This window comes from Bradyrhizobium iriomotense (assembly GCF_030160715.1).
Classification (GTDB): Bacteria; Pseudomonadota; Alphaproteobacteria; order Rhizobiales; family Xanthobacteraceae; genus Bradyrhizobium; species Bradyrhizobium iriomotense.
This window is the reverse complement of the sequence record NZ_BSOW01000002.1, coordinates 22049-34336: the sequence shown is the minus strand read 5'-3', so window position 1 is coordinate 34336 and position 12288 is coordinate 22049. Positions and strand designations below refer to the sequence as shown.

Sequence of the window (12288 nt, the reverse complement as noted above, 5' to 3'; positions counted from 1 at the left end):
CGGAGATCACCCGTGACATTCGATTGGAAGATCGCCCGCCGTGCTGTCAGAACACGCGCGGCCCGGTCCGAGGTCGAAGTGCTGCTGATGCGATACGGCAAGATCATCCGCCGGCGCTGGGTTCGCGTGGCCAAGCTGGCCGTCAAGACGGCGCTGGAACTCGACGGCGAAGTCATTCGCGTCATGAGTGCGATCGATGAGCGTGCGGGCGAGCTCTACGTAAAGTTCATCAAGAAGTACCCGTTCATCGGCAAACTGAGCCGGCAGGAATGGAACGAAGCTATCGCCCGGCTGATCAACCGGGGCAACAAGGAGGACGTCAAGGCGATCCGGGGCGTGATCGTCGAACGTTTCGTGCAGGGCATGGATGAGTTCGCAAAGCTGTACGACGAGATGGCAGTCCTCGCGGCAAAGACGAAGGGATGGCAGAAGCCGGAGATCGTCAGCGGCGTGAGGACACCCAATGGCAGGGAACTTGCCGACTGGATGATCGTGAGCCAGCATCCGGATGGGCGCATCTGGATCATGGCGATCGTCGAGTCCAAGTCGATCTCCAACACGAAGGACCTTGTGGAGCACAAGGGCGCTGATTTCGGTCAGCATTTGTGGGACATCTATCGCGCCCTCGGCGAAGGGATGGACGTGGAAAGGACCACGTCGGGCCAGGTGACGAAGACCCGCTACCTCCCTCCCAACGTCGTTGGTGGCGTCCCTTCGGCAACGTCGTCGGGTTTCGGGACACGCTTCATCGCCGTGAAGCCGCGCGATTTCACCACCGGAGAGCTGAATCGCCTGGGCGTTCAGGGCATCCGCATCGAGCAATGGCCGTGGCCGGTCGACGAACGCCGAATGCTCGACCTCGTCAACGACCTGCTGGGCGAGCTCGGTCCGTGATCCTGCACGGGACCTGCGTCGCACCGGGCGCGACGGGTCAGGTCCGAGTGGAGGCCCCCTGAAGGCTCACAGCTAAATCAGCCGCATCCCGCGCAGGCTCGCATGCCCGTTCTTGCCAACAATAATGTGATCGTGCACGGCAATGCCGAGTGGTTTTGCGATCTCGATGATGGCCTTGGTCATCTGGATGTCGGCCTGCGAGGGCGAGGGATCGCCGCTCGGGTGATTGTGGATCAACATACCTGGAGGAAGAAACTCTTTTAGAAGCAAACCTTTAGCGATATCCTAAGTTGGAGAGGGGTATGTGATTGGGGTTCGTTCCTAGTTGCTGATCGTGATAAACCCGAGATGTCACGCAGCGGTCCTCACGAGATGCGACGATCACGTTGCAGCACGGATCCAGCTTCGCAGAACGATTAGGCTGGCCAACCTTTGCGCGACCTCGGTAGCTTTCGGCGGCCATGTCCACGACTACCATTGCGGCGCCGCGGGAAGCTCTGGAAGCTTATTTACAAGAAGCTTCTCAATAGTCTTTTCGAGCGCTCTCTCCTGAGCGGCCCAGTACGGCTTCCTCTTCCAGCAAAGCAAGATAGGCTCGGCCCTCTTCCGTTATGATCCACTCGCCGGATTCACGCGTGATCAGCTTCTGTCCGAAAATATCGAGATCTGGCGCCCGCTTTGCCAAGCGCTTCATACGAGCCGTCCACTCCGGACCGCTGGTGAAGAGCACCGCTAGGTAATCCTTCAGGACAGCGAGAGTGGCTCGACCATGCGGTTGACCGGCGAGAATCTTAAGTATCGAGAGCTGAAAAGTCACATTCCTCAATCGAACTAAGCAACGTGCACGTCGTACATATGGGCAGCGCAGGTCGGCCCCTGCGCTCGGCTTTCAAAACAAAACCTGAAGATTAATGCTATCGCACGGATCGTCCAGCAATTTGGGCGCAAGCTTATCCTGGATCGTATGCTCGGGAATTGTCCTAAACGCTAGCTCACACCCAGCCTTTTTGATGCACTACAAGCTACAAGGTTTTTTCTATCCCACGCGTCAAGCTCGTCCAATGGGTATAAGACGGCTTTTCCGATCTTGATGTATGCAGGCCCTGTTCGCATCGCGCGCCAATTCCGCAGCGTGCCCACTGTGACCTCGCCACGGTATCGTGCAGACACTTCCTCGGCGGTAAGGAATTTGGCGTCAGTCATTCTTCTTCTCCATCACTCCGCCGCACGAGACGTCACGGTAGAGATGTTGACAGCCAGAATGACGGAAGAAAACGATATTCTCGATGACCCCACATAGCTCGCGTCAAACGCGGACGAGTTAGCGCGTCGACCTTCGTTGATAGTCGCAAGATGGCGTGACGGATCGTAGCAAAAATACTTGCGCCTCTCGGCCCCAGGTTCACGATGTATCGAAAGTTAGCGAAGCTGGTGCGACGTTTGAGAGCAAATGATTGGATCGTTGCGCGAGCCAAATCAGCCGTTTCAGCTCCTAAGTCCTGCCCGATCGACGGCTGTTTTTCGCCACGAGACCGGTGCTTCGGCATCTTGCTACAAAGACGTCCGTGAGGCCGATCAGTTCAATAAGCATGAACACCGCGTCAGGCCCGGATTTTGGAAGATAGGCGGCGTCGCGCGCGGACATTGTTACTCTTCCTGGACGTGATGCTTTCGAATGCGTCGGACGGTCAGCCATATCAGCAGGCTTGCGACCGGAATGAAACCCGCCGTAGCATAAGTCGGCTCAAGCCAAACTTGGCCGATCTCGTGCGCGGCCTTCACAAAATATCCAAAAAGGCCGACCACATAATACGTAATGGCAGCGACTGATAGCCCCTCTACGGTGGTCTGCAACCGCAACTGCATGCGTGTGCGTGCATTCATTGATTTTAGCAGGTCCTGGTTCTGCTTTTGTAGCTCGACGTCGACGCGCGTTCTCAATAAGTCGGCTGCGCGAGAGAGCTTTAATGATAAGGTACTTTGCCTCAACTCTGTCGCAGCACAAGTCCGTACCGCAGGCCCCATTCGCCTCGCCAGGAAAGATGACCAAGGCGGCACACCAGGAAGACGCGTTTCCCCAACAGTCCGTAGTCTCTGCTCGACAATCTTGTAGTAAGCGCGCGTCGCTCCAAAACGAAAGACGCTCGCCGCAGCATCTGCTTCGAGGTCCGCGGCAAGCGCCGTCAACTCCTCCAGCAAACGGCGATTGCTGTCCAAATCGTGCCTGTCTCTCATCGCAGTCGTTACCTCGACGAGACGCCGCTCGATTGCGCTCATCGAAGGCAATATTCGCTGCGCTGTCGGCAACCCAAGTAGTGCAAGAGTGCGATAGGTCTCGATTTCGAGCAGCCTTTGCACGAGCGCGCCGGCGCTGTCGCCGTCGAGGCCTTGGTCCAACACCAAAATTCGCACAAATCCTTGGGCGGTGACTCTGAAGTCCGTCGCGTAAATGGCCGTTCCGTCCTCAGTGGCAGCGCCGGCAAGACTTGAGCGGTCAAACAACCTTTCCCATGGCAAGCCGTCCGCCGAATTCACCACTTCGAGATCGACGGCAACCAAAAGCTCTCCTGCTGATGGTACGAGACGAACAGACAACGGAAGACATGACGCGCCAGTCTGAAACGGCGTGCCTGTCGTGTGGTGCGGGATTTCCCAGGTGTATGTGGTGAATTCAGAGTGTTGCTCCCAGCGTAGCACAACGTCATCAAGCATAACCCTGAAGTGCCGTTCAGAAGCCGTGGGAACAGACAAGCCGCGTGATAGGAAGAATTCCGAGAGCCGCTGGCGATCCAACTTCGCCTCAACCTCGTTCGTGAGAAAACCGAAGTGAAGGATCCGACTGGGCACTGAGATGGCCGCAAATGGCCGAGCGTGCAATTCGTTTAGGATTGCAGACCGGAGGGGGTGTAATGGGCAGATTGTCTCGACCAAAGGTGCCTCAACAATGGTTTCGCTCACCGATCAAATCCATTTGACGTGGTCGTCTTCCGTATCAGCGTTCGCCGAGGATCGGAATAGGGATTGATCTTGCTATGTAGGTTTGCAACGCCGGTCGCTTTAAGAAGCCGCGAGATAAACCAGACCGCTACTGGATCAAGCTGTTTCTTCAAGTTGCAAACTGAGTTTGCAATGCTGGATAGGCGTGTCCGTTCTCAGTATGAGGAGTTATTGACATTCTCACACCGGCTGTATCAGCTGATAGAACACAGCGAAGAGCGGTGGCCGGGCAACATGGCTGCTTACTTGCTTTGCACTGTATCGGTATTGACGTCGTAATTTGAAACGTGACTGGGCGGGATCGGTGTATAGGCGAGCCTACATCGAGGTTCGGGAGAGGCAACAGCGCAGGCCGCTCCAGCGGTCCGCGCGACTTGGCCGAATCGTCTGCCCTTGCGGGCGTTGCGTTCCTGCGCTGCTGGGCGCTTGCATTGTCTTTGCGGACCCGGACGGCGCCGTTGCCGAATCGGCTCAAGGTGTTCATGAGCTGCCGGCAATCCAAGTGACTCGCAACGAGAGGGTGCAGCAAAAGCATCAGGTCAGGCCGCACCGCGCGAAGAAACCGGCGCCCACGCACACCCAAATTGTGCTGCATCCGGGCGTTGGCACGGGATCTCATACGCGCGACATCGCCTCCGGCCCGGCCACGGCGCCGAGCATGGCGAGCCAGATTACCGTGTCGGGCGAAGACCTCAACGCGCGCCCCGTAACGCGCGCCGGTGAAGTGCTCGAAGTGGTGCCGGGACTGATCGTGACCCAGCACTCCGGCGAGGGTAAAGCCAACCAGTATTTTCTGCGCGGTTATAATCTCGATCACGGCACCGATCTTGCGATCTATGTCGACGACGTTCCCGTCAACATGCGCACGCATGCGCATGGCCAGGGCTACGCCGATCTCAACTGGCTGATCCCGGAAACCATCAGCGCGATGGACGTGCGCAAGGGGCCTTACTTTGCCGATGAAGGCGACTTCTCATCAGTCGGCAGCGTGCATCTCGGCCTGACCGACCGCACCGTGAAGGGGCTCGCGCAGATGACCGCCGGCAGCTTCGGCTATCGTCGCTTGCTGGGCATGGATTCGGTGAAGCTTGGCGATGGATCGCTGCTCATTGCCGGCGAGGCCGGCACCTACAATGGCCCCTGGGACAATCCGGACAATGCGCGGAAACTGAACGGGCTCGTGCGCTATAGCCAGGGTACGGCGACTGACGGCGTCTCGGTGACCGGGATGGCCTATGCCAACAAATGGAATTCGACCGACCAGGTGCCGCAGCGCGCGATCACGAGCGGAGCGCTCGGCCGGTTTAGTGCAGAAGACCCAAGCGACGGCGGCAATACGAACCGCTTTGCGCTCTCGGCACGTGTGGCGCAGAGCGATGACAGGGGATCCTGGAAGGCAAATGCCTATGTCGTGAAGAGCGAGCTCGACCTCTTCAACAATTTCACCTATTTCCTCAGCAATCCCGTGCTCGGCGACCAGTTTCACCAGCACGACGACCGGCTGATGGCGGGCGCCAACATCGCGCGGACGCTGAACGGCTCGTTCGCGGGGCTGCCGATGCAGACTACTTTCGGCCTACAATCGCGTTACGACGCCATCGATCTCGCGCTGACCGACACCTTCCAGCGCAGCTTCCTCGCCAACATCCGCAGCGACAAGGTCGGCGAGGGTAGTGTCGGCCTCTACGCCCAGGCCATGGTCCACTGGACCGATTGGCTCAGGACGACTGTCGGCTGGCGCGGCGATTACTATGCGGCCGATGTCACGTCGTTGTTCAACGCGAACAATTCCGGGCATGCCAACGCCGCGATCGGTAGCCCCAAATTCACGCTTGCGCTTGGCCCGTTCAATAAGACCGAGTTTTTCCTGGGCGCAGGCTACGGCATGCACTCTAATGACGCGCGCGGCGCGACGACGACCGAGGATCCGGTCGATCCGACGACGAAGCTCACGCCGTCGCCACTCCTGGTGCGCACCAAGGGCGCCGAGGTCGGCCTCCGCAGCAGGATCATCCCCGGTCTCGACACTTCGCTCAGCATCTTCATTCTCGACCAGGATTCGGAGATCGTCTTCAATGGTGATGCCGGGGATACCTCGGCGAGCCGGCCGAGTCGTCGCTACGGTTTTGAGTGGACCAACCATTACCGTCCAAGATCCTGGATCGACATCGATGCCGATCTCGCGGTGACGCACGCGCGCTTTCTCGGCTACGACAGCGACCAGGCCGCGGTCTATGCGTCGCTTGCAGGCGTTCCCGAAGCGCAGATAGGCAACGCCCCCGGCAACTATATTCCGAACGCGCCGGCTATGGTGGCGTCCGCCGGCATCACGCTCGGCGAGAAGACCGGGTGGTTCGGCGGCCTGCGCTGGCGCTATCTCACCTCGAGCCCGCTGACGGAGGACAACGCGTTCCGCTCACAGCCGACCAGCATTTTCAACGGGCGCCTCGGCTACCGCGTCGACAACGGCTGGCGTATCCAGCTCGACGTGCTCAACCTTTTCAACAGCAAAACAAACCAGATCACCTATGCCTATGGTTCGCTCCTGAAGACCGACTCCCTCTATAGTCTCTGCTATCCCGCTCAGATCGCGCCCGCCGCCATGTGTCGGAACGGCGTCATGGACTATGTCCTGCATCCGGTCGAGCCACTGATGTTTCGGGTGACGATAACCGGGCAATTCTGAAGACGCGATTCCTACCCAAGCCCTATCGTCAAGCGACCGCGCTCAGATCATTGAGCATTTGCATGAGTTTCCCGGCAGGCTGCGGACGAGCTATATAGTATCCCTGCGCTTCCGTGCAGCGTTGATCCCCAAGAATAGTGAGTTGTTCAGCCGTCTCCACGCCCTCCGCGACAATTGTCATGTCGAGGGCCTTGCCCAGCTCTGAGATCGCCTTCACGATCGCAGCAGCACTTGCGCTCTGGTTCAGATCTTGAACGAACGATTGATCGATCTTGATCTTGTCCAATGGGAAGTTTCTCAGATAGCTTAGTGCAGAGTACCCTGTTCCGAAATCATCAATGGCGATCTGAACGCCAAGGACGCGTAACTTGTTCAGAATGCCGCGCGTGATTTCCTCATCTTGCAACAGAATACTCTCTGTAATCTCCAATTCCAGGCGAGAGCCGTGCAGAGATGCACCTGCAAGCGCGCGCGTCACTGACATTTCCAGCGACCCGCATTTGAATTGCACCGGTGAGAGATTTACCGCAACCTTGATATGGTGTGACCATGAGGCCGCGTCGCGGCAGGCCTGCTGCAAGACCCAGTCGCCAATCGGCACAATGAGGCCGGTCTCTTCGGCCACCGGAATGAACGTCGCAGGCGAAACCACGCCCTTCTGCGGGTGATTCCAGCGAAGCAACGCCTCGAAGGCGACAATTTGCTTCGAGGCTATGTTCACGATCGGCTGGTAGTAGAGCTCGAACTGACGCAGCTGCAGTGCCGCCCGCAGGTCCGCCTCGATGGCACGCCGTTCCTGCAGACGTGTGTTCATTTCGTTGTGGAAGACGCGATAGGTGCCCCGACCATCGGCCTTTGATTGATAAAGAGCGACGTCAGCGTTCTTGATCAGGCTGTCAATCTTTGTTTTGGACCGTGACGCTACATTGATGCCTATGCTGATGCCGATGACGACCCGATGGTCATCCAGCACGTAGGGCTCGCTGATGGAGGCGAGAATCCTTTCCGCCAGCCGGCAAACGTCGTCAGGACCGGTCGTGTCGGCGCGCAGTATCGCAAATTCGTCACCGCCAAGGCGCGCGACGACATCCGTCGGATCCGCGCATGATCGCAGTCGGTCGGCGACCGAGAGCAGCAGCAAGTCTCCGAGGCCATGCCCCAGCGTGTCGTTGACACCTTTGAAGCCGTCGAGGTCCAGGCAAAGAACAGCGATGCCATCATGTCGGCCCGAGCTGACCAGCGAACGCGCGGCCAGGTCATGAAACTGTGCCCGGTTGGCGAGTTTTGTGAGCGGGTCGTGACTGGCCAAGAAGGCAATCTGCGCTTCGTAGAGTTTGCGCTGCGTCACATTTCGGTATGTGCCGCGATAGCCCTGGAATCGACCTCTTGCAAAGGTCGGATTGCCGTTGATTTCCAGCCAGGCCTCGCAGCCATCCGCTTGACGTACCGAAAGCTCGAAGGCGCGAAAAGGTCGCCGGCTCGCGAGGTTCTGCAGGTAGTCCATCCAGCGCTGGCTCGAGAGGGGGTTCACGCCGAGGGCTTCGGCCAGCTTGAGGCCGATGTGGTTGGCCGGCAATTGCAGTTCCGAATCGCTGCTTGTGATCGTCAGCCGATCATCGGTTTCCCAGACGACGTCTGAGGAAGTGTCGAGGAAGTCGCTCAGGCGCTTGAGCTCGCGCCTCAAGCGATCATTCTCCTGCTTGAGCTGCTCGGGTCGCTCGCCTTGTCTGAGAGAGGCGTCCGTTGTGGTGCGACCGCGCGAACCCATGAGCCAGTTTCGTGCCCGTCTGACAGGGCCGGTGATCGCCGTGGCGATGGTGCTGAGTCGAGAATGGTCCATGTGCACTGCCCCCACAGTGAGCGCAGAAGTCTAAGGGCAGGCCTTTTCAATGAGGTTGCCGAAGCCGGTCAATTCGCCGTTCGCGGTTAATTGCGGGTTTACGCAAGCCGGTGCTCGAAGGGCATATCACAGCATTGGGGCGGCGACTAAAGAGCCGCGATTGATTTGTGCCACAGGTGCCGCTAACCTACTTTCCAATTTGAAAAGAATGTTGCATGCGCGAACTAGGGACAGTGCTGATCGTCGGGCGGAGCGGCCCGGAATGGGCCGCGATCGCTGAGACTTTGTCCGATGAATATGACTATCGCGTCCTGACGGCTGATGCGGTGGATAGCGCGTTGACTGCGTTGTCCGGTGCCCACGTGGATATTGCCCTCGTGGAATATGGCTCTGAGGGCAAGGGCCTGAAATTCCTGGTTGATTTGCGAATCTCGCATCCGGATGTGCTCCGGATTTTGGCCCTCGACGCAAAAGCGGAGCTCGGTCAGCGCGAGATGGCGCCGGCGGGTATCTATCAGCTGATCCGCAAGCCGCTGGATGCCAAACAGATCGGTCTGATGGTCGAACGTGGGCTGGAGTCGCGCGAACTGGCACGGCGTCACCGCTTGCTGACGCGAGAGTTCAAAATTCCAGCTGATCCGGCGAACATTCATGCGCGCCACAGTCTGCCGTTGCCGCCCGAGAGCCGCCGGTTCGAGAAGCTCGTTTATGTCAGCGAAAAGCTGCATGATCTATGCGAGGTCGCGCGAAAGGCGGCAAAGACCGAATTGCCGATCCTGATCCAGGGCGCGACCGGTACTGGTAAGGAGCTTCTCGCCCGTGCCATTCATTACCACTCAAGCCGGCGCGACAGTCCGCTTCTGGTCCAGAACTGCGGCGGGATGTCAGACGAGTTGCTCCAGTCGGAGCTGTTTGGCCACAAGCGTGGCGCGTTCACAGGCGCCGTATCAGACCGGCTCGGCTTGTTTCGCGCCGCGGACAGGGGGACAGTGTTTCTCGACGAAATATCTGAAGTTTCGCCCTCGTTTCAGGTAAGCCTTCTCCGCTTCTTGCAGGAAGGCGAGGTCAAGCCGCTCGGTTCAGATAAGATCGTGACCAGCGATGTGCGGATTTTGGCCGCCTCTAACCGTTCGCTGCGGGCGCTGGTCGCTGCCGGAGGATTTCGGCAGGACCTCTATTTCCGTCTTCGAGGATTCGAGCTCGAGGTGCCTCCGCTGCAGGATCGACCCGACGATATTCCGGCGCTCGCCGAATTTTTTGCAGCGAAACATAGCGATGCGATCGGGCGGAAGATTCTCGGCATTTCCGCTGCCGTCCTCGAGAAGCTGGTCAGTTACGACTTTCCTGGCAACGTTCGGGAACTCGAGAATGAGATCCGTCGTATGGTCTCGCTTACGGAGGAGGGAGAATACCTGACCACCAAGCACATGTCGCCGGCCATTCTCGCGGCCCCCCCGCGTCGCCTCAGTTCTGCCGGTGGCTACGCCGTGCAGGGAACCACATTGAAAGAAAAGGTCGAATCCTTGGAGAAGCAGGTCGTGAATGAAGTTCTGTCGCGGCACCGCTGGAACCAAAGCAGGGCGGCGAACGAATTGGGGTTGTCGCGCGTTGGGCTCGCCAACAAGATCAAGCGATACAGTCTTGATGAGACAGGCTGAGAGGCGACAATGGTCGAGAGCCAGGATTCTTCTGAGCCGAACCCGCCGACGAACTTGGTGCGATTTCCACAGTCCCGGGTTTCGCCTTCCGGGGCCCACACACCTTTCAAGAATCTTGGATTAAGTGAGCTGTCGAAGAGGCTTGGTCTGCCCGAGCGACAGACGACGGGGCACTGGTGCAGTCGCTGCCAAGGCATCTGGTATGGCTATCTGCTCGAGGTAAATTGCCCCGCCTGCGGAAATCGCCACGGGTGAAGTAGGACCTAGTCAAACAGATTCAGCGAGCACCATTTGCGCCCGTAGCTTGGTTGCTTCACCGCGGATCTCGTCCATCGCAGCGGGCACCGACCTGGATAAGGCAGTGAGGCTCCTCCGACAACGCCTTCGTTCGACCATTCAGGCCTGCCATCGACGTAATCGACTAGGTTGCGGCGTGCGCGAAACGCGCAGCATCCGAGATGTTTCGGTTGGTGCGGCGAGTCGCGTTCTCCTGCTCGTCAACGGCGCTCGTCATGGATTGGCTGAACACTGCGATTTCATCGATCGTTCGGCGGCCTTGGTCGAGGTTTTCGGCGGACAGCGCCGATGCCCGTTGGATTGCTCAGATCTGCGTCGTGATCTCTGAGGTCTCCTTGGCGGTTTGAACGACAAGCAGCTTCACCTAGGTGGCAATCACCGCGAAGCCTTTGCCCACTTCGCCGGCCTGCGCCGCTTCTATACGCGCGTTGAGCGCAATCGGATCCGTCTGGGTCGCTATCTTCGCGATCATGCTGATGACGAGTTCGATCTTCGCGACCGCGCTGAGGATGGTTTGCAATGCCTCGCGATTTCGTGCGATCGCGCCGTCATTGGCTTCGTATCGCCTCGAAGGAGGACTTGCCAACGTCGTGTCGTGTCAGTGTAGACGGGAAACATTTCGTCATGACAGGAATCCAAATAAACTGTGACAAGTCCATCAAGCTGCGCGCAGCCCAAAAAGATTCTAGCGTGACGTTCGAGTGCAAGATGGTGCAGCGCGAATGCCAGATTGCTTCGGATCCTCATTCTGAAAACCATCTATGCACAGCAAAGTTAGTATGCACAAAATCGAGAGGAGCAATTGCTCCGCGCGCGCGGTTGAACCCTGAAATTACTGAATTGCCGCGCAATTTTACCCTATCAGCGGTTCGGCACGGGACTTGCTATCCTTCCATTCAAGATGCCGCATGAGTGCGTCTTATTTGGTGGAGGAAATGATGGCTAATCTTCTTTGGCTCCAGGGGGGAGCGTGCTCCGGAAACACGATGTCGTTTCTCAATGCCGAGGAGCCAAGCGCCTGCGATCTCGTGACCGACTTCGGCATCAACGTGTTATGGCATCCCTCGCTCGGCCTCGAGCTCGGCGACAATCTTCGGAAGCTTTTGAACGCGCTGACATCGGGGCAAATGCCCCTCGATATATTCGTATTTGAAGGCTCTGTTGTTAACGCGCCAAATGGCACAGGCGAGTGGAATCGCTTTGCCGGCCGCCCCATGAAGGATTGGGTGAGCGACCTTGCAAGGGTGGCCGGCTATACGGTCGCCATCGGTGACTGCGCGACGTGGGGCGGCATTCCTGCAACGGCGCCAAACCCCTCGGAGAGCCAGGGCTTACAGTTTCTCAAGCGCCAGCACGGCGGATATCTCGGCGCGAACTACAAATCAAAGGCGGGCCTCCCCGTCATTAATGTGCCGGGATGTCCGGCGCATCCGGACTGGATCACCCAAATTGTTGTCGCGGTGGCAACGGGGCGAGGCGGCGATCTGTCGCTTGACGAGTTTCAGCGCCCGAAGACCTTCTTCACGAGCTTCACGCAGACCGGCTGTACCCGTAACATGCATTTTGCCTACAAAGTATCGGCCACGGAGTATGGGCAACGAAAGGGGTGCCTGTTCTATGATCTCGGCTGCCGGGGTCCGATGACGCACTCCCCGTGCAATCGAATCCTCTGGAATCGTCAATCCTCCAAAACGCGTGCAGGAATGCCCTGCATGGGCTGCACCGAGCCGGAGTTTCCGTTCTTCGAGCTTGCGCCCGGCACGGTGTTCAAAACACAGACGCTGATGGGCGTGCCCAAGGATCTTCCGAAAGGCGTCGACAAGTCCGGCTATATCAAGCTGACCGCCGCGGCGAAGGCCGCCTCTCCTGCGTGGGCCGAGGAAGACATCTTCGTCGTTTGACGCGGAGAATGTCTT

9 protein-coding genes and 1 pseudogene are annotated in these 12288 nt (G+C 58.4%); 4 read left to right on the top strand and 6 right to left on the bottom strand.

What is annotated here, in order from left to right; translation table 11 throughout:
- Nucleotides 1-12: 12 nt before the first annotated feature.
- Complete coding sequence (locus QQL28_RS02435; RefSeq protein ID WP_284260627.1) at nucleotides 13-894, top strand: hypothetical protein; 882 nt, start codon at nucleotides 13-15, stop codon at nucleotides 892-894.
- Between the two features lie 72 nt (nucleotides 895-966).
- Here the strand turns inward: QQL28_RS02435 and QQL28_RS02430 are convergent.
- The 4 genes and pseudogenes from QQL28_RS02430 to QQL28_RS02415 form a co-directional block, all read right to left on the bottom strand.
- A pseudogene (locus QQL28_RS02430) lies at nucleotides 967-1134 on the bottom strand (JAB domain-containing protein); the annotation flags it as partial.
- Between the two features lie 283 nt (nucleotides 1135-1417).
- On the bottom strand, nucleotides 1418-1711 hold the full coding sequence (locus tag QQL28_RS02425; protein ID WP_284260625.1) for a hypothetical protein: 294 nt from the start codon (nucleotides 1709-1711) through the stop codon (nucleotides 1418-1420).
- Between the two features lie 170 nt (nucleotides 1712-1881).
- Nucleotides 1882-2097, bottom strand: a complete 216-nt coding sequence (locus QQL28_RS02420) for a helix-turn-helix transcriptional regulator (RefSeq protein ID WP_284260623.1) — start codon at nucleotides 2095-2097, stop codon at nucleotides 1882-1884.
- A gap of 444 nt (nucleotides 2098-2541) precedes the next feature.
- A complete protein-coding gene (locus QQL28_RS02415; RefSeq protein ID WP_284260621.1) occupies nucleotides 2542-3852 on the bottom strand; it encodes a DUF3422 family protein in 1311 nt (436 codons plus the stop codon).
- A 697-nt stretch (nucleotides 3853-4549) separates the two neighbouring features.
- Here QQL28_RS02415 and QQL28_RS02410 point away from each other — a divergent pair.
- Nucleotides 4550-6577, top strand: a complete 2028-nt coding sequence (locus QQL28_RS02410) for a TonB-dependent receptor (RefSeq protein WP_284260619.1) — start codon at nucleotides 4550-4552, stop codon at nucleotides 6575-6577.
- Between the two features lie 28 nt (nucleotides 6578-6605).
- Here QQL28_RS02410 and QQL28_RS02405 read toward each other — a convergent pair whose 3' ends face one another.
- Entirely contained in the window at nucleotides 6606-8417 is a 1812-nt protein-coding gene (locus tag QQL28_RS02405; protein WP_284260617.1) for a putative bifunctional diguanylate cyclase/phosphodiesterase, read from the bottom strand.
- A gap of 215 nt (nucleotides 8418-8632) precedes the next feature.
- Between QQL28_RS02405 and QQL28_RS02400 the strand changes: the two genes are divergently transcribed.
- Nucleotides 8633-10075 carry a sigma-54 dependent transcriptional regulator gene (locus QQL28_RS02400; protein WP_284260615.1) on the top strand — a complete coding sequence of 481 codons (1443 nt, stop codon included), beginning with the start codon at nucleotides 8633-8635 and terminating at the stop codon, nucleotides 10073-10075.
- A 661-nt stretch (nucleotides 10076-10736) separates the two neighbouring features.
- On the opposite strand, the gene QQL28_RS02395 is transcribed toward QQL28_RS02400, so the two are convergent.
- Complete coding sequence (locus tag QQL28_RS02395; RefSeq protein WP_284260614.1) at nucleotides 10737-10958, bottom strand: methyl-accepting chemotaxis protein; 222 nt, start codon at nucleotides 10956-10958, stop codon at nucleotides 10737-10739.
- A gap of 322 nt (nucleotides 10959-11280) precedes the next feature.
- On the opposite strand from QQL28_RS02395, the gene QQL28_RS02390 reads away from it, so the two are divergent.
- The gene (locus tag QQL28_RS02390; protein ID WP_348522474.1) at nucleotides 11281-12273 is read left to right on the top strand and encodes an NADH-quinone oxidoreductase subunit B family protein; all 993 of its coding nucleotides are present in this window, start codon (nucleotides 11281-11283) and stop codon (nucleotides 12271-12273) included.
- The last annotated feature ends 15 nt before the right edge of the window (nucleotides 12274-12288 follow it).